The organism is Paraburkholderia tropica, assembly GCF_914484835.1.
Classification (GTDB): Bacteria; Pseudomonadota; Gammaproteobacteria; order Burkholderiales; family Burkholderiaceae; genus Paraburkholderia; species Paraburkholderia tropica_A.
The window spans coordinates 100,626-125,825 of record NZ_CAJZAR010000043.1 but is presented as its reverse complement, the minus strand read 5'-3'; the positions used below and the strand labels follow the sequence as shown (position 1 = coordinate 125,825).

26 protein-coding genes are annotated in these 25,200 nt (G+C 63.4%); 13 read left to right on the top strand and 13 right to left on the bottom strand.

Annotation, left to right across the window (positions count from 1 at the left end):
* Positions 1 to 7 precede the first annotated feature (7 nt).
* The 6 genes from LDO54_RS13120 (at position 8) to LDO54_RS13095 (ending at position 7,520) form a co-directional block, all read left to right on the top strand.
* A complete protein-coding gene (locus LDO54_RS13120; RefSeq protein WP_224010904.1) occupies positions 8 to 1,324 on the top strand; it encodes a hypothetical protein in 1,317 nt (438 codons plus the stop codon).
* 259 nt (positions 1,325 to 1,583) lie between these two features.
* Complete coding sequence (locus LDO54_RS13115; RefSeq protein WP_224010903.1) at positions 1,584 to 2,171, top strand: hypothetical protein; 588 nt, start codon at positions 1,584 to 1,586, stop codon at positions 2,169 to 2,171.
* On the top strand, positions 2,171 to 4,537 hold the full coding sequence (locus LDO54_RS13110) for an ATPase, T2SS/T4P/T4SS family (RefSeq protein WP_224010900.1): 2,367 nt from the start codon (positions 2,171 to 2,173) through the stop codon (positions 4,535 to 4,537). The genes LDO54_RS13115 and LDO54_RS13110 overlap by 1 nt, the downstream gene beginning before the upstream one ends.
* A gap of 50 nt (positions 4,538 to 4,587) precedes the next feature.
* Positions 4,588 to 5,673 carry a type II secretion system F family protein gene (locus tag LDO54_RS13105; RefSeq protein ID WP_224010898.1) on the top strand — a complete coding sequence of 362 codons (1,086 nt, stop codon included), beginning with the start codon at positions 4,588 to 4,590 and terminating at the stop codon, positions 5,671 to 5,673.
* Between the two features lie 17 nt (positions 5,674 to 5,690).
* Positions 5,691 to 6,290 (top strand): type 4 pilus major pilin, encoded by a 600-nt coding sequence (locus LDO54_RS13100; protein ID WP_065058068.1) that lies wholly within the window; start codon positions 5,691 to 5,693, stop codon positions 6,288 to 6,290.
* A 9-nt stretch (positions 6,291 to 6,299) separates the two neighbouring features.
* Positions 6,300 to 7,520, top strand: coding sequence for a hypothetical protein (locus LDO54_RS13095; protein WP_224010896.1), 1,221 nt, complete (start codon positions 6,300 to 6,302; stop codon positions 7,518 to 7,520).
* Between the two features lie 739 nt (positions 7,521 to 8,259).
* On the opposite strand, the gene LDO54_RS13090 is transcribed toward LDO54_RS13095, so the two are convergent.
* From LDO54_RS13090 to LDO54_RS13065, 6 genes are all read right to left on the bottom strand, one after another.
* The gene (locus LDO54_RS13090; protein WP_224010894.1) at positions 8,260 to 9,270 is read right to left on the bottom strand and encodes a CAP domain-containing protein; all 1,011 of its coding nucleotides are present in this window, start codon (positions 9,268 to 9,270) and stop codon (positions 8,260 to 8,262) included.
* A gap of 201 nt (positions 9,271 to 9,471) precedes the next feature.
* Entirely contained in the window at positions 9,472 to 9,840 is a 369-nt protein-coding gene (locus LDO54_RS13085) for a transmembrane protein 268 (protein ID WP_224010892.1), read from the bottom strand.
* A 14-nt stretch (positions 9,841 to 9,854) separates the two neighbouring features.
* A complete protein-coding gene (locus tag LDO54_RS13080; protein WP_124262151.1) occupies positions 9,855 to 10,034 on the bottom strand; it encodes a hypothetical protein in 180 nt (59 codons plus the stop codon).
* Complete coding sequence (locus LDO54_RS13075; protein ID WP_224010889.1) at positions 10,018 to 11,286, bottom strand: FlhC family transcriptional regulator; 1,269 nt, start codon at positions 11,284 to 11,286, stop codon at positions 10,018 to 10,020. Before LDO54_RS13075 ends, LDO54_RS13080 begins: the two co-directional genes overlap by 17 nt.
* Before the next feature lie 31 nt (positions 11,287 to 11,317).
* Positions 11,318 to 12,634, bottom strand: a complete 1,317-nt coding sequence (locus tag LDO54_RS13070) for a hypothetical protein (RefSeq protein ID WP_224010887.1) — start codon at positions 12,632 to 12,634, stop codon at positions 11,318 to 11,320.
* A 171-nt stretch (positions 12,635 to 12,805) separates the two neighbouring features.
* Positions 12,806 to 13,543, bottom strand: coding sequence for a nuclease-related domain-containing protein (locus LDO54_RS13065; RefSeq protein WP_224010885.1), 738 nt, complete (start codon positions 13,541 to 13,543; stop codon positions 12,806 to 12,808).
* 457 nt (positions 13,544 to 14,000) lie between these two features.
* Between LDO54_RS13065 and LDO54_RS13060 the strand changes: the two genes are divergently transcribed.
* The 6 genes from LDO54_RS13060 (at position 14,001) to LDO54_RS13035 (ending at position 18,064) form a co-directional block, all read left to right on the top strand.
* On the top strand, positions 14,001 to 14,354 hold the full coding sequence (locus LDO54_RS13060; protein ID WP_124262148.1) for a hypothetical protein: 354 nt from the start codon (positions 14,001 to 14,003) through the stop codon (positions 14,352 to 14,354).
* Positions 14,355 to 14,464: 110 nt separating this feature from the next.
* Positions 14,465 to 14,896, top strand: coding sequence for a hypothetical protein (locus tag LDO54_RS13055; RefSeq protein WP_124262147.1), 432 nt, complete (start codon positions 14,465 to 14,467; stop codon positions 14,894 to 14,896).
* An 8-nt stretch (positions 14,897 to 14,904) separates the two neighbouring features.
* Positions 14,905 to 15,753, top strand: a complete 849-nt coding sequence (locus tag LDO54_RS13050) for a hypothetical protein (protein ID WP_224010884.1) — start codon at positions 14,905 to 14,907, stop codon at positions 15,751 to 15,753.
* Positions 15,754 to 15,767: 14 nt separating this feature from the next.
* Entirely contained in the window at positions 15,768 to 16,361 is a 594-nt protein-coding gene (locus tag LDO54_RS13045) for a single-stranded DNA-binding protein (protein WP_224010882.1), read from the top strand.
* A gap of 248 nt (positions 16,362 to 16,609) precedes the next feature.
* Positions 16,610 to 17,746 carry a primase-helicase zinc-binding domain-containing protein gene (locus LDO54_RS13040; RefSeq protein ID WP_224010880.1) on the top strand — a complete coding sequence of 379 codons (1,137 nt, stop codon included), beginning with the start codon at positions 16,610 to 16,612 and terminating at the stop codon, positions 17,744 to 17,746.
* Between the two features lie 99 nt (positions 17,747 to 17,845).
* A complete protein-coding gene (locus tag LDO54_RS13035) occupies positions 17,846 to 18,064 on the top strand; it encodes a hypothetical protein (RefSeq protein WP_224010878.1) in 219 nt (72 codons plus the stop codon).
* Positions 18,065 to 18,133: 69 nt separating this feature from the next.
* On the opposite strand, the gene LDO54_RS13030 is transcribed toward LDO54_RS13035, so the two are convergent.
* From LDO54_RS13030 to LDO54_RS13015, 4 genes are all read right to left on the bottom strand, one after another.
* Positions 18,134 to 18,388, bottom strand: coding sequence for a hypothetical protein (locus LDO54_RS13030; RefSeq protein WP_224010875.1), 255 nt, complete (start codon positions 18,386 to 18,388; stop codon positions 18,134 to 18,136).
* The gene (locus tag LDO54_RS13025; RefSeq protein WP_224010874.1) at positions 18,385 to 18,540 is read right to left on the bottom strand and encodes a hypothetical protein; all 156 of its coding nucleotides are present in this window, start codon (positions 18,538 to 18,540) and stop codon (positions 18,385 to 18,387) included. Before LDO54_RS13025 ends, LDO54_RS13030 begins: the two co-directional genes overlap by 4 nt.
* Positions 18,541 to 18,662: 122 nt before the next feature.
* Entirely contained in the window at positions 18,663 to 19,037 is a 375-nt protein-coding gene (locus LDO54_RS13020; protein WP_224010872.1) for a hypothetical protein, read from the bottom strand.
* Entirely contained in the window at positions 19,034 to 20,044 is a 1,011-nt protein-coding gene (locus LDO54_RS13015; RefSeq protein WP_224010870.1) for a PRTRC system protein D, read from the bottom strand. Before LDO54_RS13015 ends, LDO54_RS13020 begins: the two co-directional genes overlap by 4 nt.
* Positions 20,045 to 21,220: 1,176 nt before the next feature.
* On the opposite strand from LDO54_RS13015, the gene LDO54_RS13010 reads away from it, so the two are divergent.
* Positions 21,221 to 22,354: an integrase domain-containing protein gene (locus LDO54_RS13010; protein WP_224010868.1), complete on the top strand. Its 1,134-nt coding sequence runs from the start codon at positions 21,221 to 21,223 to the stop codon at positions 22,352 to 22,354.
* A gap of 276 nt (positions 22,355 to 22,630) precedes the next feature.
* On the opposite strand, the gene LDO54_RS13005 is transcribed toward LDO54_RS13010, so the two are convergent.
* The 3 genes from LDO54_RS13005 to LDO54_RS12995 all read right to left on the bottom strand — a co-directional run bounded on the left by LDO54_RS13005 (position 22,631) and on the right by LDO54_RS12995 (position 25,165).
* Positions 22,631 to 23,302, bottom strand: coding sequence for a Lar family restriction alleviation protein (locus LDO54_RS13005; protein WP_124262139.1), 672 nt, complete (start codon positions 23,300 to 23,302; stop codon positions 22,631 to 22,633).
* A 127-nt stretch (positions 23,303 to 23,429) separates the two neighbouring features.
* Complete coding sequence (locus tag LDO54_RS13000; protein ID WP_224010866.1) at positions 23,430 to 24,512, bottom strand: phage Gp37/Gp68 family protein; 1,083 nt, start codon at positions 24,510 to 24,512, stop codon at positions 23,430 to 23,432.
* Positions 24,513 to 24,514: 2 nt separating this feature from the next.
* The gene (locus LDO54_RS12995) at positions 24,515 to 25,165 is read right to left on the bottom strand and encodes a hypothetical protein (protein WP_224010864.1); all 651 of its coding nucleotides are present in this window, start codon (positions 25,163 to 25,165) and stop codon (positions 24,515 to 24,517) included.
* Between the last annotated feature and the right edge of the window lie 35 nt (positions 25,166 to 25,200).

The window sequence follows — 25,200 nt, the reverse complement described above, 5'->3', positions numbered from 1 at the left end:
GACCGGCATGCATATCACTGAACCGCTACCCGGAGACAAGCGCGCGCGCCTCGCGTTCGGGCTTGAGTGGAGTGCCTATCCGGAGAAGGGGGCGAAGGAGAGCCGCGCACGCTACGCGGGCGACTTCTCCGCGACGCACTACGTCGAAATGACAGTCGGCACCGAGCTGATCGGCGGCTTCTGCGCGCCCGGTGTTTCCGCGCCCGGGGAGAAGGGCGAGCTGCGTGGCGCAAAGCTTTATTCGGGCGCCGCGCGCGTTGCCATGCTCGAGCGCGTGCGCGCGAAGCCCGCCGTACTCGTGCTCATGCAGGACGGCGCGCAGGTACATCTTGTGCACGTCGTGCGTGGCGCGGTGCGCCGTGATGAAGTGATCGCGCTCGCCGCCGCAGCGAAACGTCGTGAAGAGATCGAGCTGCAGTGTGCAAGGCTGCCCCTGGGGCTGACAGTGCTGGTCTCGGGCGACGCGCTCGAACCGGGCGATGAACGGTTCAGTCCCGCCGAGCTGCTGCAGCAGAAGAAAGCGGGGCGCATCAAGCGCGTGCCGGGCGGCATTCCGACGTCCGTTGTGCTGCTGCTCGCGCTGGCGATCGCGGGCTTCGCCGGAAAGCAGATGTGGGGCGCGCTCAACCCGCCGCCGGTCGTGAACACGGCGCCGAGCTGGGATCAGCGCTATGAGCAGGCCATGCGCCAGGTGTTCGCGGGCCACAGGCCGCTCGCATCGCAACTGGCGCCCGGCGCGCTCACGCTGCTCGACTACATCGACACGAACCGCTCGGGCTGGCAGTTCGAGAAGGCCGAATGCCCGTCGACGGGGGCATGCTCGATGACGTACCAGCGCGCGGGCGGTGCATTCGAGGACTTCTCGCGCAGTGCGCCGGCCGCAATGCAGCCGGTCACATTCGCGCCGGATGGACTGCATCTTTATGCGCGCGGACCTGAAGTACCACGCGTTGCAAATCTGTCCGTCTCGGACATGAAGGCGTGGCCCGACGAACAGCGGCTGATCGAAATGCTGCAGACGCCGCCACAGCGCATGTCCATCAAGCCGCTCAATCTCCAGAGCTTCGGTTACGAGGTCAAGCTCGAACCGAGCCGTGCACTGATCCCGGAGCCGCCGCCGCGCGACGAGCGTGGTCGGGCGCTGCTGCGCGAGGGGCGGTGGGAAATCGACGGCTACCGGTGGCAATCGCCGCTGCTTGCTGCGCTGCCGCCGAACATGACCCTCGAGTCCCTGAGCGTAAAGCTCGACACCGCCGCGCCCGAGGAACTGGGCAAGGTCGGCATCCATTTCGTTGCGAAGGGCAAATACTATGTCGTCCACTAAATCACGCCACCTGGCCGTGCCGTTTGGCATCGCGCTGCTTGCCGGTGTCGCTGCTGCCCCCCCGGCCCACGCCGCCAACGCCACAGCGCCATCTTTCGCGGCGGCCATCGCACCCGCGCCTTCATCCATGCCTGCATCGACGGGAGCTGCGCCTGTCGCGCATCCAGTGGGGCACGCCGAATCGCACCCGGTATCGCATCCCGTCGTCGCCTCATCGACGATTGCTCCTGCGGCTTCCACGGCGGTGCCGGCGTCCCGCGTGACCGACGAGGCGGCGCGCACACGCGCAATTGCCGCAAGCGCTCCGGCCGCGAGCGCTGGCGCTGCCGGGACCACGGTGGCCGACGTGACTGGCGACAGTCACCTCACGCTGCACGACATCGACGAGCTCGCGCGCAGCAAACTCACGCGCGCGCTGCGTGGAGACGGCGACACGCCTGCGAGCGGCGGGGCCGTGATGTTGAAGACGCCCGTGCCCGCTTCGCCAGCACCCGCTCCCGCGCCTGTGGTGCAGCCGTTCGTTCCGCGCGAACGCACGACGCCGGTGACGTTCGTGGGCGCCTATTCCGACGCGCTCGGCCAGCACGTTCTCTATCAGTTCAACGGGGCGGTCTATCCGGCGCGCGTGGGCGAGAAGCTGCTCAACGGCTGGGTCGCCCGTCGCGTCGATGGCCTGTCGGTTGTCGTTGCGCAGGGCAAACACACCTGGAGTGTGCCGATGAGCGGCGGCGCACAGGAGTCCACCGGTTCGACGTTTGTCGCCGGATCGGCACTCGGCGATCTGTCGTCGCCATTGCCGCCTGGCGCAAACATCGCTCAGCCGATTTCAAGCTTCGGGAGGCCGTAATGTCGCTGTTCGGAAATATGGAAGGTAACGAAAAACCCCGGGTCGGCATGATGGCGCGGCTGCGTGCATGGCGCGGTGGCTTCGTGGAGGAGTCGGAATCGACTGCGGCCACCGCTCCGGTCGAGCCGGTTCTCGGTGCGACGCGGCCAGCGCATGCCGGGCATCCCACGCGCAACGGGCACGGAGCGCCTGCCGGATCGCTCGGTGCTTACCTGCGCGATGCGGACGTTACCGACGTCGACGCCTACGAGACGGCTGACAGCGTGAACCGTCGGCAGGGGGAGCCCGTAGCGTCAACGCAGCCCGCTGAACCCGTCGACGGACGGGGGTGGTCGCATACCGGGAACACTGCGGCGGGTAATGTTGAGGCCGATGCCTCGATGTTCGCCGACGCAGCGCAGGCGGCGTCGTTCGCGGCGCAAGCGCCGCGCTATGAGAGGCCGGAGCAGGGCGAGGCCGACGCCACCGTTGCGGGCGCGCGTGATGAGATTGTCGACGAAGCGCGCGACGAAGCGCCCGATGCAGCGGCCGTGCCTGTGGACACTGCCGCGGCCGAAGCGTCGCTCGGCGAAACGCTCAGCGACGCGAGCAAAGGGTCTCGTGACGAGTTGCGCGAGGAGGCGGCTGCCGGGCGCAAAGCTGCGGGCGACAGTAAGGGCGAAGGGGGCCCGCCGCGCGCGCTGACCGTCTCTGACATCGAGTACACGCCGGTCGGGATGCCGCGCCTGAGTTCGGCGCAGGCGCTCGCGGACTTCAAGCGCGTGCTGTGCGATTCCACACCCGAGGCAACGCTGCGTATCACCGTGGAAGCCCGACGCGAGTTCGTGGCCGTGGACATGCAGGCTGGCATGGCGGTGGTAATCGCCACGCGCGAGTTTCACGAAACCGCCCTGTATGCGACCTACCTGAAGGACCTGGAGCGCGTGCATATCACCGTGCGCGAGGAGATGGTGGCGACCGCCGACGTCATCGCGGGCGTCTATGAGCGTGCGCGCATGCGGCTCTCGAAGCACGTGCCCGAAAGCTCGCGCGCGATTGCCCTGTTCCTGGACGTGATGGACGCTGCGCAGAACTACGGCGCGAGCGACGTGCACTGGGAGTCGCGCGACTACCTTTCCGACGCAGAGGTGCGCTTTCGCGTGGACGGGGATCTCTACACCTACGAGCGCATGCCGAAGGCGACGATTCTGCGCGCGCTTTCCGCTGTCTACCAGGATCTGGTGCAGAGCAACACGAACAGCGGCAACGCGTTCCAGCCGAGCGCCGCGCAGTCGGCCATGATTCCGATCGCGCTGGCGACCGCAACGTTGAACCTGCGCTGGCAGAGCGCACCACAGATGGGCGGCTTTGACGTCGCGATGCGCCTTCTGGACGGCAACTTCCGCAACTACTCGGTGCGGATGCCCGACACGATGGGGCTCGAGGCGAGCCAGCTGGCGATCGTCGAATCGCTGGGCCACGTCAGCGGTGGCGCCGTGCTGCTTTCGGGCGAAACGGGATCGGCCAAAACCACGCTGCTGCGTGCGCTCTCGTACATGGTTGAAGGCCGCGAACTGAAAAAGCAGTACGCGGTGAGCATGCCGTCCGAATATCCGATGCCGTGGCTCTCCGACCAGTCGGTGCCGCGTGGTCTGGACGAGACCGAAGAGGAGTTTCGCCGTAAGGTCGCGACGATCATCCGCACGCTCATGCGCATGGACCCGGACGATCTGACGATCGCGGAAATTCTCGATTCAACCATCGCCGGTCTTGTTGTCGAACTCGCGCTCACGGGGCACCCCGTGCGTTCAACGATCCACGCCGACAGTATCATCGGGGTCTTCATGCGTCTGATGGGCGACCGGCTCATGCTGGCCGCCGACGAGGTGGCCTCCGACAAGTTCATCAACGCCGTGGGCAACCAGAAACTCATTCCGATGCTGTGCGGCTGCAAAAAACCTGCCGCCGAGGTCATGAGTGCGGAGGCGCTCGAAGTGCTGCGCACGAAATTCGGCCTCGACACGTCGAAGATGGCGTGCCGCAACGACGACGGGTGTGAGCACTGCCGCAAGAAGGGACTCCTCACGCGCGACGGCAAGGTTGCGGCGGGCACGAAGGGACAGACGCTCGCAATGGAGCTCTACCGGCCCACTGCGGAGTTTCTCGATCACATCGTGCGGCGCGACTGGCGTGGCGCCGAGAAGGCGTGGCGTAAAGAGCGCACAGCAGGCTTCGAGTCGGCCGACATGACGGGCAAGACCATTTACGAGCACGCGCTCTACAAGGCCTCGCAGGGGCTGATCGATCCACGCTTCATTGATCGCGGAATGAAGCCGTTCAGCGTCTATCAGGTGATGCCGGGCAGCGACGGGAGGATGCCGTCATGATCGGTCGCCTGTTCTATCGCTGCTGCATGCGTCTGCCGCACGCCGAGCGCATGAAGGCCGCGAAGTGGCGCTTCCAGAAGGTTCGCGAGACGTTCTATCGCGAATCGCGTCTGGATATCGAACAGACCACGGGCCTGCGAAACCGCGAGACGCTCATCGAGCGGCTTCAGGTGCTCAAGAAGCGCGCGCGTGATCGTGGCCAGATCGTCTGGCTGGCCTACGACGAGATGGAGACGCGCATGCGCGGCGGCGATGGCCTCGCGCTCGCGATCAAGCCGTTCGTACCGCTCGACGAATACGCGCTGCTGGATCTGGCATTCGCCTCGGACAAGGAAGACGCCGCGCGCCGTGGCTTCGAGCGATGCGAGATGGCAGCGTCGGCCAAGCGCGTGCTGTCGAATACGACAGCACTGCAGATGGCCTATCCGGTGGTGCTGCTCGGCTACATGTACGCCCTGTGCATGCTCTTCGGCGGCATGGTCTATCCGCAGGTCCTTGAGGTACGCCCCCTCGACCAGTGGATGCCCGCTGGCAAGGTCCTGTACGCGATCGACACGTACTGCTACGACTATTGCCTGCTCAACGTCGCGCTGCTCGCTGCGGGTGTGACGTCCTACTACTACGGCCTCAAGCGCTGGACGGGCGCGCTGCGCAACCGCGTGGATGCGGCGCCGCTCATGTGGCGCAATCGTCGCGATCTTCGCGCCGCGCTCCTGATCGTCGCGTTGTCGGCGTTGCTCGACTCCGGCCTCACGCTTTCGGCCGCACTCAAGCGCATCGTCCGTCATGCCGATCCATGGCTGCGCTGGCATGTCTCAACGATGGAGCGACGCCTGAAGGAGCATCCCGAGCAGCCGATGCGCGCGTTTGCGACGGGCATCTTCGCCGAAGAGATGGTCGACCGGATCGCCGATGCGGAGCGACGCGACAACTTTGTGGACGCGATCAAGTCGCTCGGCCGTACCTCGCTCGACCGCGTGGTGGAGGCGGTGCGCCGCAACGCGCGGATCACCCACTACGTGCTGCTCGGCGTCGCGGCGGCTCTGTTTATCGGCCTCGGTGTCGGCTCCTACGTCGTCACCGGCGTCACCAGTTTCCAGGGCGCGCTGAGCGCGACCTCAGGCAATAACCCTTAATTCAGGCACGAAATCACATGAAAACCAATGTTACGCAACGCACCCCCGCGCAGAAGGCGCAGATGCGCCGCCTCGGCCGCCTGAAAAGGCAGACCGGCGAACTGTCGCTCATCGAAGCGGGCGCGGTGCTCGGCGCGGCCGCGCTCCTCTCGCTCGCGCTCTTTTACGGCGTGCCGTTCGTGCGCAACATGGTGCAGTCCTCGACGTTCAAAAGCGAGGTCGGCATGTTCCACACGGGCATCCAGAACGCGACCGCGAACGATGCCGACTTCTCCAGCGAAACGCTGTCGACGCTCGCGCAGAACCACGCGTTCGACGCGGCGGGCGCGCGCGTGGCGAGCGATTATTCGACGGTCACCGGCATCTTCGGCGGTCAGGTGACGGCGGAACCGGGCACGGTCACGTCGTCCAACGACGCGATCGTGACGAGCTACCCGGTGCCGAAAGCGGTGTGCTCGATGGCGCTGAGCGCGGTCGTCAACATCTTCACCGAGGTATCGGTCAACGGCACGGTGGTGTCCGGTCCGTCGACGACGTTCAGCAGCGCGACGGCGGGCAGCGCGTGCGCATCGGGTGGCGACACTGCCACCGTTGCGATGTACACGACGCGAAGCTGAGGACCAGGCATGGGCAGCATCATCGAGATGGTAGTTTTCCTTGCGGCATCGGCGATCCTGACGGTGTACTCGATTCGCGAGGACATCCAGAAGCACCGCGCCGCGCTGCTTGCGACCGAGGGGCAGAACGAGGCGGTAATCGCTGACGCGCTCGGGAGCTGGACAAACGACAACTACGCGTCGCTGCTCAGCCAGTACACCCAGTCTGGAAACTCGACGCTGACGGCGCCGACCATCGCCGATCTGAAGACAGCCGGCAATCTCAAGCAGACGTACCGCGCGGGCCCGTTCTGGGGCGGAAGCTACACGATCCAGGTCAGCATGCTGCCGGACGGCTGCACGGAGCAGGACGGCAATTGCCATGTGTCGTGGGTCTTCTATCCGTCGTTGCCTTATACGCGTGGCGGCAAGCCCGACGTGGCCGGCGCGGCCCAGATTGCGCTCGCGGCGAATTCGCAGGGGGCGCAGTTCGGCTTTTCGTCGACGCGCAATTCGGGAACGATCTCGGGCATCAGCGGCACGTGGACAGCGACCAATCCGCTGTCCGGGACGCCGGCTGCCGCTATTCTCGCGACGAACGGTGTCGGCAATGACGGCAACTCGCTGTATATCCGGCGCGACGGCAGCCTGACGTGGACGGGCAGCCAGAACGTCAACGGGGTCGATCTGCACAACGTCGGGAGCATCGACGCGACGGGCGCGATCGCGGCACCGATCGTCGCCGCATCGAACGTGGAAGTGTCTAACGCAGTGCGCTCGCCGGGGACGCTCTACGTGCAGAACGCTGCGGGCACCGACTCGGCGCCGATAGACACGGGTGCGGCCGCCGTGCACGGCAACGCAACCGTCTACGGTGCGCTCGAAATTGCGAATACGGCAACGCCGCGGGCGAGCTGCACCTCGACCACCGGCACGACGCGTATTGCGGCGAACGCGGACGGCTCCGGGCAGATCCTCTCGTGCTTATTCAACCAGTGGGTGCCGGTAAGCGGTCCGTCCCCGCGCTACCAGTATTACGCAGTGACAAACGGGACCTATGTTCCTGCGCCCACCTGTTCGTCGGGCGGCTCGCCGCAGATCCTGATCGTCCCGCAGAACTTCTATGTGGATACCACCGCGCAGGTGAATACGTACGTCACCGGAGCTGGCCCGTGGACAGTTTCGATGACCGACGGACAGGGCGCCGATATAGGAGCCCAAGGCGTGGTGGAAACCTATTGTGCTTATTAGGAGGGGAGTAGATGAAGAACAGACTGTCGCGCTGGAAGCGCGCCGTATTCGGGATCGCGCTGTTGCTCGGCATGGCCAGTGCGAACGCCGCCCCGGCGCATTGTTCTTACGGCTATCAGGATTCGAGCTGTATCACGCCGCAGTATCGGGCTCCGCAGACACCGCCTGCGGGCTGCTCGACTGCTGCCGGCTGGACCACAGTCACGGCAGCGAAGTGGATGGGGTCGGGCTATACCCAGCCCGTGTGCAGCTATCAGACCCCGCCTACGTGTCCGGATGGCTATTTGGTGGCGGCGCAGCCATCTTGGAACGGTACAAATTGGGTCGGGCTCGCGTGCCAGTTGCCGCCTGCTAGTCCAGATCCTGGGGGCTCTTGCGAGGCTTTGGTCGACCACAACACGTACCACAGCCAGTACGCGTATGTCTGGACTCGCGAGAGTAAGAGTGTCAGCTACAGCGCGACACAGAATGGGATTCCAAGCAGTGCTGTGACCTATGAGGCGATCAGGGACAGTAGCAACAACGTCGACGTAGCATGGACCGGACCGACGTACACGGATGAATCCCTGTGCGTGACCTCCAACGTGTGGCATGCGTGGTGCTATGTCAACGACTCAAGTGGCGAGTCGTACGGAGTTCTTTGGACGCATGGAGCGAGTCTGAGTTGCGGTGGCAACCACTAGCGCGAGCCATGGAAAAAGCCGGGACTAGCCCGGCTTTTCTCCATGTCTCACGGTGGTTAGCCCGTGATGCTACCGGTCGTGAACGTGAACGAGCGGGAGAAGGATGCTCCGTTGTACGTGCCCGTGAGCGATACCGTATACGTCGTGCTCGGTTGCAAGGCCGAAGCCGGATAGGCCACCGCTTCAAAAGCCGGAAGAACGTTGTTCGGGTCGTTCGAGGAATCGAGAAGCTGGAGGGTAATCACGGTCCCCGACGTATCTGTCATCGTTCCCGAAACTAGCCGGACAGTGTCGCCATTATTGCCAGTCACAGAGACCGGCGTTCCCCATTGTCCCGACGTGTTCGGCGGCGTCGGCGTTTCCCCGACTGCCGTCGCATACGGCACGCCGGTGGTGCCTTGGCAGGGGAAGGTCAGCGGGCCGGAGCTCGTCATCGTCTGGTAGTTGGCCATGCTCACCGAGCCCCATGCGACTGGGAATCCGTTCGCAGTCGTCTCTGACTCGCCGACCCCTACGGCGGAAATCGGCCACGACGCGACGGCAACGTGATAGACGCCAGCAAGCCAGGAGTTGAGAAGACGTGTCCCGTATTCAGCTTCGGTGAGAGTTGCGTTGGAATAGATTCCGCCTGCGCTCACACCCGTCGAGAAAGCCCCTTGGGGGAAGCCAGCCTTGGTCGCACGGTCGGAATAGGTCGTGCCGGTGTATCCGGCTTTGCTGCTGTCCTCAGTGTCCGACACGACATTATTCAATCCAAGGTACGCTGCGTGGGCTTGGGCGGCGGTGTCGAGATTCGTATTCTCCGCGACCGTCGGAAAACCGCATTGCTGCCGATATTGGTTCAACGAGTTGAAAATCGTCAGCTGTGCACTGTTTGCGGCGAATTGCGGCGTGCCTACGTTGCCGCTCGTCGTTGTCGTTGCACTGGACGTGTTTCCGGCGCCCGTCGACGAATTGTTCGTACCCGACGACGAATCGCTGCCACCACCACCGCCGCCGCACGCGGCGAGGGCGAGCGTTGCAGCGAAGGCGAAAGCCGTGACTGCGGAGATGTTCTGCTGTTTCATTTCGGTGGTCCTCATTTTTCGATTTATAGCCGCGCCCCATGCGCGTACCTGAAACCAGGTTACCAGGCTCACCGCAAAGTCAAGTCGGCGAGCCGGACGCGCCGCAGCAGGGGCGATCCTATAGGTAACGGAAAGATTTCGAAAGACTTTAAGCGTGTGCAGAAAAAACCCGCCGCGAGGGCGGGTTTCATGCGACTTGCATCAAATCCGGCCTTTACGCCGCTGTCGGTGGAAGATTCTCAGGCCGACGAACACCCCCACCAGCAGGCCTGCAGTCGTCTTGGGGGCGTAGCCGGCCGCATGCGGGACCGTCTGCGCACCGATCCAGACGGCGAGAAAAGCGATCAGTGCGCGCGCAACGATGGGACGGTTGAGGGCGCTCACGAGGCGCGACGGGCGCTCGCGCACCCATGCCGAATAGTCCTCGTTGAGCCGTTCGAGATCGAAGCTTTCCGGAGCGACATTTCTGGCCTCCCGGTAGAACGCCTCATAACCGGCAAAGCGGCCGTCGTCGTACCCGCGTAGCCACGCCGAAGCGCTGTCCCTGACCATCCAGGCGAGGTCTTCCATGCGGCGGGCCATCATCAGTGAATCGCGTCCGCGCACCACGGGACGGAGCCGATCGCATTCATGATGCAGCGGCCATCCTCTTCGGCGAAGTAGTCCCCCGTCTCCGGGTCTTGCCAGCCGAACTGCGCCCTGCCGTCAGTGCTCAAGACGACGAGACCGGCGGGCAATTCGATGCGGTTACCTGCCTGCTGCATTGCCATTCCTCCCGTTGCGACCGCTGCCGCGCACGCGGGGCAGCAAGCTGCCGTTGCATGCCGGGCACACGAAGCTGTGGTGCATTTCGATCTTCGACTCGTTGTTCGACACGATGTAGGGTGTCCGGCACTCCCGGCAAGGCGCAAGGGACAGGCGCGTGCCGGCGGCCATCCATCGGGTCAGCCCGCACGCGCGGTCCACCGTGAGTAACGCGGGCGCCCCCTCCGAGAAGAGGTTCGCATAGAGATCGGCCGCAGCAATCAGCGCCTGCGGCGTGTTCGCGTTCGCTTCGAGCGCCGCGCTAAAAAGCCAGATGAACACCGTCGAGTGCAGGCGGTGCTGAGGCTTGTCCACAAACCACTGCAGCGAATTCGGCAGGTTGCCGCACGGCGAACGCCTGTTGTGGATCGCCTCGTACATCTGACGCGTCTTGCTCTTCGGCAGCCCGAACAGCGTCGCTGCGGTGCTCGCGCGGCCGCCGTGAGCCATCAGGGCGGCCGCGTACATTTCATGCGTCTCGCGACCCATACGCAGGCCTGCCCAGGTCGCCGTGTGCGGCAGGTCGCCCGCGCGGAACGGCGTTGTCGACATGATGTGGTGAGCCACCTGTTCAACGTTCATATCGTGCGCTGTGAACTGGAACCAGAACGCCTCATCGCGAAAACGCCAGCGGAAAAGCGGGAGATCGCGGATGCGATCGAGGGCCAGGCGGAGCTTATAGGCCGGCAGTCCCCCGAGATAGCGCAGCAGTTCCGGGGTCATGCCAAGCAGTGGGGCGGCCAGCACGTTGAGGTTGGCGACTGACTGGACGACATCCAGAAAATGCCGGTTGTGATGCTGGATCGATTGCCGCGTGATTTCGCGGCGTTCTGCTGGCATGCTTTTGCGAAGCGCATCGACGGCCATGGTGGTTGCCGTGTCGTCCACGAAGCAACGCCAGTCTTCAACCGTCGGAAGCGAAGGCGAAACCATCAGGAACGGCGTGCCAAGCAGGCTGCGCAGCGAAGCTTCGTTGCGGTGCAGATGTTCGATTGATTCGAGATCGACGCCGTAGATTTCGCCAAAAGCCGGACTCGAAACGAGCACCTGACGGATATGCTCGACGAGGTCGTAGTTGACCATCCGGATGCGTTCCCCGAGCCAGAACGGCAGATGAAGCCGATGCAACGCCTTGTAGTCTTCGGCACTCCTGGCGTGATTATTTTTTGTCTGGTTCATTTCATTATTCACGGTGTAGTAACGACCGGCCATGTGGCGGGCCGTACGCGCCCCCGGGCGCGTTTCATTCGGCCTTGCTTGCCGCGACGATTTCGGTATGGAACTTGCCAACGATATCGGCGAGCGCATTGAACATCGGAGCGTAGCGTTGCAGCTTGCCCTCGGCGATGCACAGCAGCTGGACGCTCGTGTAGCGCTGGGCGACCTGGCCGAACTCGACGACCAGCGCGTTCACGGCTTCGTCGACCCGCTGGCTGGTTTCAAAGGCGGTCTCTGCTTCGATGACCTTCGCGGAGATCTCGGCTTCCTCGGCCTTCTGGGCCTCGATGCGCGCCTGAAGTTCGGCCGATTCCTGCAGCAGCTTCTGAAACTGGCTGTTGAGGCGGTTAAGGTCTTCCTGGGCGGCCTCGTCCTTGACTGGCGGCCGGGCCCGGGCATCGGCGAGCTCACGACGTGCAACTGCGACCTCCTTTTCGAGTTCGCTGAGCTGCTGGTGAAGGGTGTTGCGCGAATTGCCGGCGAGTGCGAGGTCATTGCGCAGACGGTCGGTCGCCTCCTGGTCCTCGGTGTGCTGAAGGCGCATCAGCTCCATCTCGCGCTGCAGTCGCTGCTCTTCCGCGCGGCTGAGATCGTAGAGCGACGTCAGGCGGGCAACCTCTTCGTTACTGGTCTCCACCTGCTCGCGCGTCGCCGTCAGCTCGTCGACCTTTTCGCGATAAGCGGCGATCAGATTTTTCACTTCACGCGTGGAGAGCTCCGGGTTGGCCTTGCGCTGCTCGATGACTGCATTGACGATCTCGTCGCCCAGATCCTTGGGCAGCAGCAACTGCATGTCGGTCTGCCGAAGAAATTCCACCGCCTCTGTATTGGCGTGGAATTTGGCGTACGAGCGCAGATGCATCTTGATCTTCGTTCTGGAGACCTGATGCAGCTTCTCGATGTAGTGGTAGGCATCGACCTGCGCGCGTTCGAACGTACGCTCGTTGTCGCCGAATTTCGCGATGTAGGCGCCGTGGATGATGCGGATGACTTCGCCGAAGCGGAATCCGAGCGCCATGTGTTCGTGCAGGATCCGGCGCACCGACTCGTTGATTTCGGCACTGCTGCGCATCAGCTCCTGCAGACGCTCTTCGGAAAGGGTGCTTCCGAACGAATTGCGCGCGGTGTGTGCGATGTCGTCGGCAGACGGCAGGTGCGTGCCGAAGAAGCCGACCGAGTCGTCGCTGGAGGGGACCACGACGCCATCTTCTGGCACAGTCGGATCGAAGTCGCTGTCGGGCGCCGGCAGTTTCTGCTGGTCCTTGCGCGGATTGGTGCGGTCGTCGCCGGACTTGCTCGAGTCGGAATTGGGATCAAACGGCGGTTTCTTTTTGTTGCTCATTTTCTGGTCTCTCTGTTGGGAGGTACGGCACGCGGAAAAGCCTCTTTGCCGGAGCAGGAGCGGCGATGCCGATTGCACTCACCGGCTAAGGGTACGCGCGCGTGTGGTTGGCAGCCCCGCGAAAGGTGATGAAAAACATGCAGCTTTTGCTTAAAAGGCGGGGCACAACATTCAAACGGCATCGTTTGCGTCATCTTTAGGGTGCGCACGCACACGTTTGCGGTGTTCCTCCAGATCAAAATCACTGATTGATGCGTTGAGCATAATTGCCTCCCATGCGACGCGAACATTGACCGGTTTCTTGCGCGCAGTGCCGAAGTCGGTGCGACGCTGGCGGAGCCAAAGCGCGAGTTCGTTGATATGGATCAAGGGAAGCGGGAGGCCGGGATGGAGCGTGCAGTCCGCGGCCGCGAACACGCCCAGGCCTTCGATCGGCCAGACGGGCGGCAACTTGCGGTTGAGGAAAGCGACCTTGGTGCGGTTCTGTGCGAGCGGCGAACGGCGTACTTCGGCCACGCCATCGACGCCGGTGCGAACCACGTCGTCAGCATTCGCCGCAGGGGCAATCTGCCCGCTCCAGTTTTTCGTCTCGATCACGAAGATGCCGAATGGCGTGACGGCGATGTGATCGATCTCCGCAGTCGGAAACGCCGTGCCCGGCGCGTGTTCCACGAGCACCGCACCGTCATGCAGGTAGAAGTCGTTGCCGCACAGACCGGCGAGCACGCGACGCAGTTCTGCGCGCACGGCCGCTTCGCCGGCTTCGCCACGGATCATCGCCCGCGTTGCGGGTGGGGCGCTGTGTCGATGCGGCGATCCGGCAGGCACACTGCGACGCCGGCGCGGCGCGCGCCGGGCGAGCCGGTATCCGAAATAGCCGATGGCGGCGACACCAAGGAGGCTGGTCATGTTCACTCCGTTCAATGAAGGTAGTGAATCCAGTCTGCCAGGCATTTTGAGAAGTCAAGTGAGCGCGCCCGACAGGCGCATGCCTGTTCAAACCCGGAAAGCTCAACAAAAAGTGAAGCTTTCCGGGTTTTGGCCGACAGGCGCCTGTCGGCACGACACCGCCCAACGCGTCTGGGCGAAAGCTCACGCGAATTCGCGAGCATAGCGATGGGCCTCCGCCTCCATATGACCTAACCTCAGGATGTCAAGGCGTCCAGCACGCATCGAAACGGCCGCACGGTTCTCGTGCCGGCATATTCCATTTATTTCCTGTCCGCGCGAGTCCGTACGCGGTGGCCTGACATCGGGCCACGGCGCACGTGCTTCGCGCACCGGTTTTCCTTGCTCGCTTCGAGCATCGAAACTACCAGGCACCGCCTGGACATTCCCTCGTGCGCTAATTTTTCTGGAGAGAAAAATGCTGAAGCTGTTTGTTGGAGACGTCATGAAATCACCGGGCAAGCTCCTCGCCCTGTGCCTTGTCGTCTATCTGGCCACGATGTCGTTCTTCGTGGGCCTGTTCCTGTTTCTTGTTGCCATTCATTGGGTTCGCAAGCAGATCATGCTGAAAGCGAAGGCGTTTGAAGCTGCCGAAGCCGAAGCCGCACGTGAGCGCGCGAACGAGGTTCGTGAGCAGGCATTGAAGGCCGACGCGAAACCAGCAGAACAGGTCGCGCCGGTTTCCGTTGCTGTTGCACAGGTCACGCCGGTCCGTCAGTACGCACGGTCCGCCGTTGTCATTCCAATGAAGAAGACGGGTACCCACGACTAGGGTCCGTCATTGCACTTCCACCGCGGCGCTCGTCGCGGTGGCCCTTACCCCCGCCGGGAATCCATTCCCGGCCAGGGGTGCGATTGCCCGGACGATCCCGGAGCAATCCCATGAAACCAGAAGTCGCTGCCTGGCAGCTCGACATCTTTGGCGGCGAGGCCACTCCGGTGCTCGTCGTTCCTCCCAAACCGGATCCCTTACCCGATCCGCAGTACTGGAGCGCATCCGTGCGCGAAGGGATGATCGACGCACTGATTACCCTCGCGCGCGACAGCCGCCGTGGCGACCGTATGCCGGAGTCCCTGATGGACTGCGCGGCGATGCTCAGCGAACGGCTGCGCAACGTGAAGCTCGATGTCGACGACTACCGCGCCACGCTCGGCTGGATCATGGGCTACTGGGACGGGGCGCTGTCGTATGAGCACGTTTGCAGTGTCAACGGGATCGATCCCGAGACGCTCCAGTCCGTGATCTTCGAGACACCACTACTCGCGCGCGATCTCGCTGAATTGCGCCGCATCTGTTTCGGCTCGTTGCTGTAGGAGTGAATATGGCCGCTCAACATTTTTTCCGCGCACTCGCTGAGTTTTTTCCCGCTGTCAAAGGGGACGTTCGCAGGGAGCACCAGGCGCGCAGTGCCACAGTGCACGTGGCCCCGCAATCGACACAAAACGCGCAACCGCGCCGTGTCGGCGAGGGCGCAGAGAATGAGACGTTCGTCACCATCGAGGACGTTCCTAATCTCTTCGTCGATGAGGGGGACTGTGTCGTGCAGTTCGTTCCGGCGTTCGATGAGGGCGCGCGCGACACGCCATTCGGCACCAAGATCCTTCCGGAGCTTTCGCCGCATTGGTCGCTTCTTCGGGAGCATGCCTTACCACTGAAAGACGCGATCGCCACGGCAATCCGCGAATGCGGCGCTCTGCAGATGTCGTCGATACCGTCCCCGTCCCCGGCGGGCCACGTGCAGTCGCCGTCACCAGCTGCCCAACACTTCCATGTTGCGCATCCAGAGAGGCTTGAACGGGCGGTGGTACACGCAGCGCAGGAGCCGCGCGCGCAACACAAGGCTGGTGGTCATCGCCGCGACATGCTTGCGGCGATACACGGCAAGGTCGTGAGCTGGGGAGAAGAGAAGTTTCCCGAGCGCAAGCCCAACGGCAAGCCGTTCTACACCTCGTTCGCAATGCGTATCCAAACCGCGATGGGAGAACAGATCCTGCAAGGCGAAGGCCTCAAGGACGCGATCGCCGATTCGCGCTGCAAGATCGGCGACACCGTGTCGGTTCGCCGCCTCGAAAAGATCAAGGTGCCAGCTTTCCGCGAAGGCGGGCAACCGGTCATGAAAGACGGGCAGCAGGTCCTCTGGGACAAGTGGCTCTGGTCCATCACACGTTAATTACAGGAGTTTCCATGGCAGCAGTCAACAAGGTCATCCTCGTCGGGAATCTCGGCGCGGAACCGGAAGTACGTTATCTGCCCAGCGGTGACGCTGTGGCCAACATCCGGCTCGCAACCACCGACCGCTACAAGGACAAGGCGTCGGGCGAATTCAAGGAAATGACCGAATGGCACCGGGTGGTGTTCTTCGGCCGTCTCGCGGAAATCGTCAGCGAGTATCTGAAGAAGGGCTCGTCGGTCTATCTCGAAGGCCGCCTGCGCACACGCAAGTGGCAGGCGCAGGACGGCACCGATCGTTACTCGACCGAGATCGTCGCGGACAATATGCAGATGCTCGGCGGCCGTAGTGGCGGCGAGCGGCGCGAGCCCGGTGACGACGATGGCTTCGAACAGGACTCGCGCGCCGCGCGAGATTCGCAGCCGCAGCGTTTGTCGCAGCCGGCAGCGGGCGGTCGTTCCGCCCGTGCGCAGCCAGCCGGGGCAGGTCGGTCAGCGCCGCCTGCGTCTTCGAATGGAGGCGGCGGTGGCTTCGGCGGCTTCGATCAGCTCGAGGACGACATCCCCTTCCGCCAGATCTACGCCCGCGCGGCGTGGGCGGCAATCTGATCCCGGAAAGACTCACCTTGACGGTTTGCTGATCCCGCAAATCCTCACCTACGTTTCGCGGCGCACCTTCGGGTGCGTCGTGCGACGCCTCCCTCTGTATCGCGCGATCGCGCGCTGACTCACTTCGACCGACACAGGAAACCTGCTGAAAAGAGCGACTCGCGCACGCGGGCGGCTCTTTTGAGCACGAGTTTTCACGCCTGTTGCTCAGGCACCGACCCCACCCACTTCCCTATGGAGAGTGACATATGAGTACGACTGGACGCGGGCTGTCACCCGAGCAGTACGAGTGGCTGCAACGCACGCTGAAGGGATTCACGCTCTCTCCGCAGGCGTGGATCTCGACCCTGATGAGTTACGGCATCCCCGCAGACTATCTCACCGGACACGCGACAGCGTGCCCGGTGTGCGGCGGCGATGACCGTTTCACGTATGACAACCGGAACGGTCGCGGCGACTGGGTATGTCGCCAGTGCAACGACGGCAATCCAATGGCTGGCGACGGCCTGCAACTGATCACCCGCGTGAGCCGCATCGGCCTCTTCAAGCTGATGCGGGAACTCACGGGAGGCGCTCCGGCGTCTACGCGCCCTGTTGCGGACTTCAAGGCGCCACGCCCGAAACGCAAGGCGAGCCACGCCTTCGTTGAAAAGCGACTGAACGGTATGTGGCAGGACGCCAGGTGCCAGACCGTCGGCGATCTCTCGATGCGTTATCTGCAGGAGCGTGTGCCCGGCCTGACGGCTGGTCCATCTGCTGCGTTGCGAGTCGGTGTACTCGAATACCGGCACGACGGGGCGGTGCTGGGTGAATGGCCCGGCATCCTCGCGCGGTTCGAGTTGCCCGACGGGCGGCTCGGCACCTTGCATCGCACGTTTCTCGATCCGGTCAAGCCGGCCAAGGCGACGATCGTGTCTGCGCACGGCGAAATCCTCGATACGAAGCTCAACGACATGACGCTCAACCCGCTCGCGGGCGGCGCAGTGCGTCTGATGCAGCCGGTCGATGGCGAGATCGGTGTTGGCGAGGGACTGGAGACGGTGTACGGCGCCTTCATGGAAACCGGCGTGCCGGTCTGGAACTGCCTGAACCGTGTATTGCTCTCAAAGTTCGTCGTGCCGGAAGGCCTCGGTATCAAGGTCGTGCACATCTTCATGGACTTCGATCACATTGATGTGAAGACCGGGAAATCGCCCGGCGTTGCGGCCGGAATGGTACTCGCGAAGCGCCTGCGGTCCGAGGGCTACACCGTCGTGCAGCATCGTCCGCGCGTGCGCGGGACCGATTTTGCGGACCAGTGGAGCGCACGGTTTCTCGCAGCGAATGAAGTCGCCCCGACGGGGCAGCGGTTGGTCCGGGCCTCGCGCCCGGCGGTGACCGCCTGATCTGTTAGCCGGCACGTCCGGCAATCCATTTGACCTGCCCGGTGGGGATTCATCCCCGCCGGGGATGGTCCGTCCGGGCTCTTTTTGCCGAGGCAGAAAATGAGCTTCTTTCAGATGAAGGTGGGAAATCGCTTCACGATCGTGGCCACCAATGGCGCAGCCAACGGCCACCAGCCTGTCTGCAAATCCGAGGCGACGGGCTTTGATGTGTTCGACCGCGCGAGCTGCAAGACGGTCGCACGCGACGAGCCGTTCGAGAAGGCATTTGATTTTTGCACGCTACGACTCGCTCTCGTAGCAACGAAGCGCACGCAGTAATTGCGCGCACATGAAGAAACGGCGACCCGGTGTATTCGGGTCGCCGTTTTTTTTTGCGCGTCTGGTTTGCTATCGCAGGAAGTTGCGACGGCAACCGAGAATCAGCGAGAAGATGCAGCGAAGCACGTACAGTCCGCCAATCGCGATAAACATGCCGATGCTCGATACTGTGCCGATAAACACGGCGGCATCGTGCAGACCCAGCGTGTAGAGCCAGGCGCACGAAAGCCACACGAGGTAGCACACCACCGCGATCGCCGCGCGCCGCGCGATTACGGGCCAGCGCATGAATGTCGTCCATGCCTTTTCGATTCTGTCCATCATTCGCTCTCCGTGTTGTGCCAGCGGTCGAACGCGATACCGCCGACCATCCAGCCGGCGATGCTCACGGCGATCAATGCGGCGATATAGACCCATGTGAGCGGTTCGGTCAGTCGTTCGCCGTGGAGGATAGCATTGAGCAGTGCGTATTCCATGATCTTCTTCCTTTTGAGGTTCCGGTGTATGCACCGGTGCAAGACGAATCCGGCCCGCGCTGCACTGGTGTCGTGAATTCATGTTCGCACGCCCCGAGAGAAGTCAAGGCGTGCGCGGGGGGCTAGAGGAACCCGGCGAGACTGTCGCCGAGGGCGTCTGTCATGACGCTTGACGTTTCGCTTCCGTCCACCGTCGGGATGCTCTGCAAGCCCAGTTCGTTGAGCCCTTCATTCGTCTTCGTTGGGGCCGTCGCAAAGCCGCGAACATTGCGGCCGAGCGCTTTAGCGTCGTTTCGTGTGGTCGATCCTGAATGGCGATCGTTCACGTTGACGGCATCGTCGCGCGCAATGCTGCTTTCGCCACGAAGGTGCGCTTCCGCGCAGGCCTTGAACACCGCCGCGCGCTCGCGCGGCGAGGTGCAGGCGCTCAGCCGCGCGAACAGCCGCGGAGTCAGGAGTTCGGTGACCGTGACCTCCATTACGAGTTTGCCGTTCATGCGGCGCGCCGTTCGCGTGCGAGCCCGGCTTCACCAGCGATGAGAAAGCCGCCGACATTCGCCACGCAGGGCGAACCGATCATTTCGATCACGAGCCGCGGGAATGCGCGACGCAGCACTGCGGCGTAAAGAGCGGCGCCGCCGCCCGAGAGGATGATCGAGCGCAGGTTCGGCATCCTGCCGACGTTATTCTGGATCGCGAGCACGACGCCGGCGACGACAGGTTCGGCGCGCTCAAGGTAGGGCGCGAGGTCGATTTCCTTGCCGTAGAAGCGGAACGTCGTGTGCTCGCGCAGGGCCTTGTCGATGAGCTCGATGCCTTCGACGTCGTCGCCTTCGTCTCGGGAGATCAGGCTGGCGATGCGCTGATAGATCTGCGACGCGCCGCCTGGCATACCGCCGCTGCGGGTGTCGTCCATCGCGAAGCCCTTCGCGTACACCCAGTCGGTGGTGAAATACCCTACGTCGACGACCAGGTGCTCGTCGTTGGGGTTGAACGCCTTGCCGCGCGAGCTGGATGCGGAGATGAGCGAGCCCAGCGGCTGGGGAAGCACCACGACCTTGTCGACCGTGACGTGCCCGCAGCCGAAGTCCATTTCGCCGGCGAAGCGTTCCTTGAGGAGATCGGAATACTTCTTCAGGTTATGCACCGGCAGCCCGAGCACCAGCCGCTCGATGTGCGTGACGCCCGCGAAGTGAATCGCGCCGAAGAGCAGGGCCGCATAGTTGTTGGTGAGCACGTAGTCGTCGGCCAGGGCGCGGCCGGTCTTGCCGTACGCAGCGGTCAGCGACACGTCGGGGCCGACCTCGTATTCGATCTGGTCGATCGTCACGGTCGCGACCTTGCGCGAGGTAAGAACTGCATCGCCGTATCCGCTAAGCGAACGGGTAGCAGCCAACGGGGCGAGAGAGGGGAACATGTCGGTCGCGACCGTGCCGCTTGCTGCTCGGTAGGCGCTTTTCGTGTTGCCGTAGCCGACGTCGATGGCGAAGACGGGGGTTTTCATGATGTGTGGTTCTCTTGAATGGTTGTTAAGTGGTGCGCCGAAAGTCCGGGATAAAGTCCGGGTTTGTCGGCACTGAAAACGCTATCCCGGAGATTAGCCCGGGGTTTGTGCATGTTGCTTTCACGAACCCCGGTTTAATCCCGGAGTTTGCCTGGCAGCCCCAGGCAAACTCCGGGCAAATCTCCGGTATTGCTGAGTCCAGTCTATCGAGGCCATTGCAAAGTCAAGTCGCCGAAAGCGCGCGGGATGAGGTGATCTTTTGGGTCTGCGCGTTTGCGTTCTGCCCTTATTCTTGGAATACCTGCTGCGTCCCTGACGCATCGACCTGAAGTGCAAGGCACTTCGTGCGTCTTTTCCCCGGCCCGATGGGCCATCCTCCGCGGCCCGCACGGGCCAGAAATCCCCAACTGTCCGCTCTCCACCGTGAGGCGGATTTTTTTTCAGTCAGATCAAGTCCACCGTGATCCATATTGAGGACCACCGGACAGTGCGATATCCATACGATTGGCGGGTGTCCGCCGCAATGTGGCGTATTGAGGAAATGTGGACGCGGACAGTTGGACAGTTCGCGACCGCTCCTCAAACGTCTGCACACGTTCCTTCAGCCCGAGTGCTGGGTGCGTTCACGAAGCCCGATACACCGCGGCGGAGATGAACGTGCTTTGGAACGGGGGAGAGCCTGCGCGCTGGCCACGCCAGTGATTCGCGCCTCCCTGTACGGAAGACATAACGGTCCGCGCAACCGTCACCAGAAACGCGCAACAGGAATTGCCCGGCAGTTGGCCAGGGCGGACGAACGGCAACGCGCTGTTCGGTCCGTCCAGACGCAGCGATGCGTCCTTGGCCGGTCGGGTAGCCACGGCAGGCGGCAACGCAGTACAGGCAGCAAAAGCAGTTAAAGCAGTTAAAGCGGGAGTGGGTTTGCGCGAAGCGCAATCCGGCCCGTGCCGCAGCAAGGTGGACAGTCGGACCGCATCTCTTCCGTGCGTCGGGCTGATCGGATGGAATCGCTAAAGGACAGGAAGGCAGCAAACCCCGCGCCGGGGCATCGGCGAAGCCGCATGGTAGGCGGCACGAGCAATACAGGATTCAGGCCCGCGTGGAAGCGGACGGGACGCCGGGCAGGGGCGTCACGCCGCGTAGCCGGGCGAGCACACAACAGGGAAGCGAGAAACCATGGCGGCAATCCTCAACGTGCGTGCGGTCGTACGCGGTTACCGGCTCACGCCCACTGTATCGGCGGAGCTCATCCTGCTGCTTGATGAGCACGTGTCATCGGTGCATAGCCGCACGCGTATCAGCGCGAAGCCGCTGTCGATCAAGACGCAGGAACTTCGGGTGCGTGCGATCTGCGCGGCGCTCGTCGAGCTGCGCGAGGGCGGGTTCGCGCTCGCGAGCCCTTGGAACCTGCGGCGCAAACATATCGAATGGCTGGTGCAGCGCTGGGTGAGCGTGAAGCAAAGCGGCGGCACCATCGAGAACAAGCTGACCTATCTGCGCGCGCTCGCTGACTGGATGAACAAGGACAATCTTGTCGGGACGCTCGATGACTATGCGGACCGCAAGGAAAACGGCCTTGTGCGCTCGTATGTGGCCGAGGTTGATCGCTCATGGGAAGCGAACGGGGTGAATGCGCACGAGAAGATTGCGGAAATCGCCTCGACGTGCCCGCGCACAGCGGTGCAGTTGCGATTGCAGGCGGCGTTTGGCCTGCGCATCGAGGAGAGCTTCATGCTTCAGCCGGTGCGCGCGGTCAATGACATCGACATGCTGCTGGAAGTGACGCGCGGCACGAAGGGCGGTCGTGATCGTGTGGTGCCGATCGAAGAGAAGTATGCCGTGCTTGAGGCCGCCGCCCGACTCGCGAATCCGCTGACGGGTTCGACGGTGCCAGCGGACCGTACGCTCAAGCAGTGGCGCAACTGGTACTACTACGTGCTGGAGCGCCACGGCATCACGAAATCGGGGCTCGGCGTGACAAGCCATGGCCTGCGCCACCAGTACCTGCAGGAGGTCTACGAGAAATGGGCGGGTGTGACAGCGCCCGTCAAGCAGGCTGGCAAGCGTCCCGACGCCGAACGACATTCGCAGGCGATCAGACGCGTGGTTGAGGCTGCGGGCCACAGCCGGCCGACGAAGGCGAACGCCTATATTTCGACGTTCGCGCGCCAGGAGCGACTTGCTAAACCGACTCCGACCATCGACGAAGTGCGCTCGGCGCTCGAGGCGGCGGCCGGGAACAAGTCCCATGCAGCGTTGGCGCTGGGCATTTCGAGACAGGCCCTGTACCGGTTGCTGGACGCTGCGTGAGCGGCGTCGCCGTCACCGCTATTCATCGGACGAATTGTGTTCGATAGCGTACATTCAGCAGGCTATCTGTAAGACTAAATTGCCGCAGCCGGGGAGCGAAAATGGAAGTGAAAGAACCAACGATACGGGGGAATCGAGAGGCAGAGCGCGAGGCACAATGACCTTGTTGGGTCTCTCAGGTTCTGGCAATCCCCGGCACTCGCCAGAATCATCCTTCGACCGGCCTTTATCGCAAGATAGGCCGGTTTTTTTTCGCCTGTACGTTTCGCTCAGCGATCACCAGCGATCCCGGTCCGGCAACGAATCGACTGCCGAAGCGATGACGTCTTCGAAGAGACGGTCACGGTCTTCGGGGTGGGTGTAAACCTTTGGGAACTGTACGTACCGCTCGCCGTCAATATCCACCCATTTTGTGAGCTGGACGAGCTTGCGGTAACGCGCGGCGTCGTTGAGCACCGGGTCAATGGGCCACGAGTCGAACGTCACAACTGTGGCGTCGATGAGGCGACGGGCAAGCATCGCGAATATCGGCCCCATTTTTTCCCAGTCGGCTTTTGTGCGCGAGAGCAGATCCAGCACAGCCGGGATATCGGAGACACCGACTTCACGCTCGACAAGCCGTTGGAGATCAGTCTTTTCCGCGTCGGGCCGGTTCAGGCGGGCGTTCCAGATTTCCCCGACGGTATTGCGCGCGGCTGTGTCGTCCTCCTCGCACGCTACCCATGGGGTCTGCATTCCGCACCCGGCACAGTAGATGCAGACGAGAGCCTCCGTTTTTGGGGCTTCGGGCGGACGGTGCATCATGTCGCCGAGAACGGGCGGGCCGCCGAATCTCCCCCATCTTGTCTGGTCGTACCACGGGTCGGGCGAGTCGGAGATGATTCGCTGCGAACGTCCGACGGTCGGTCGGCCGCCGCAGTGGTCGCAAGGTATGAGCTGCTCGTACATGGCGAGTCGGGTGGTTGGAATAGGCCGACATTATCCAACGTCCCCGTGAATTCAATTCTGTAAGGTGCGTAGCGGATTGGCCGCAACTCGCCGGAATCAACGGGGACGCATCGCCCGATGCTTCACCTCAGGCGCGAGCAGTCGCATCAATCGCGCGGCCGTGGCAACGTTCCTTGTGCACGGGAAACCCCTCATGCACACGCCCGTCCAGCATGCGACCGGCGACCTTCTTGCCGACTTTGAGCACGTATGCGTCGTCCTTCTGGAGTATCACGGCGTCGCCGTCGAGGCGCACTTCACCAGAGGCCGAAAGCGATGCCGCCGCGCGCGCCGCGTCGTGCTGGACCGTGTCCGCCTGATCGGCCGGCAACCATTCGCCCCATTGTTTGAACAGGAACGGAACGCCGGCGTTTGCGCACTGGTCGCGGAGTGATCGGGCCCAGTGCGTGTGCATGGGCCGAGCCCCCGCGCCGCTCTCGCCGCCGGCAATCACCCAGTCGATGACGTCGTGCATGCCGCTCTGGTGAATAGGGTCGGTGACGTGGCCAGCGCACGTGGCGCAATAGCCATGCTCGTATCTCGCACCCTGGACAAAGCCCGTTTCGCATCGCGGCCAGCCCGGGGTGAGGAAATCGCTGATATCGACCGGTCCGAGCAACGGCTCCATGCTCAGGAATTTCACTGCGGCTGGTGTTTCAAGCAGCTTCGGGATGTCGCGCTCCGCCTCGATCTCGTTGACGATCGTCGCGCCGAGCCAGAGGTTCGGCCAGGCGCCCGCGTCCCACTCCCGGGCACCGGACGTCATTTCCAGAACCGCCTCATTGAGCATGGCCCGCGCGTTGCCGATTCGCTTCGTGAGGATCAGCCAGTCGAGGTCGGGGGTCTGTGAGATCAGACTGAGGAGATCCGCGCGCCAGGCGGGCGGCACTTCGTTGTCGAACACATCGGATAGAGAAGAACAGAAGACAAGCTGCCGCCGGCCGTGGCTGGCGAAGAACGTTGCGTGCGCAGCATTCCAGCGTTTGGGGTTCTTCCACGTGGAAATGGCGGTTCGATGGCGCGGCTGTCCGGCGCCCCACCTGACGTCGAGGATGCGCGTCGCGCGCTCGCGCTCGGCGTAACAGTTGTCGCAGCCCGTCGAGACCTTGGTGCAGCCGAGCCACGCGTTGAATGTGTGATCGGCCCATTCGATGCCAGTGTTCTCTGCCATGCTCAAGCCCCAGACGTCTCATTGCTGCAGACGCCGAGGACGTATTGCCGGATCGTCTGCATCGAGTGGGCGTCCGCGCGCGCGGTCGCTCCGCCGAGGACCGATTCGTCGAGCGGCGTGCACATACGATCGAGGGCCGCGAGGACGTTGGCGGGGACCGGGTCGGCGATCACGTCGCGCGCGAGCAGCTCGGCATCGTCGAGTGCGTTCGAGACGCCGGTGCGCGCGATCCCGTCGGGCAGCGCGAGCAGGTCCATGCGTGCGCGGGCGAGGGTGGCGAACAGGCGTGCGGCGCGCTCGCGCGGCGGCTTGGGCGCTGATCCGTAGCGGGTGTCGCGCGCCGGCTCGTCGTCGTCGTCGGTAGCGAGCAGCGCGTCGGCCGCACTGCATAGCAGCCGTGCCGTGGTCCAGCTCTGGTCGTGGAGGGATTGGAGGCCGGTATGCAGGCGCCCGATCGCACGGGCATAGAGGAAGGCGGCGACCGGTCCGGCTCCGTTCGCTTCCATCGGATTCCGGTAGAGCGGGGGCAGCGAATCGAGCCAGCGCTGTACGTCGGCGACCGAAACGCTATCGGTTGGGCAGCCGGGAAAGAGAAGGCGGTGGCTGATTTCGGCTTCCGGGTTGCTGGCGGCGTGTGCCGTGGTCTTGGGCATGTTGTGCGTTCCGCAGGATGAAAAAGTGAGGTGCT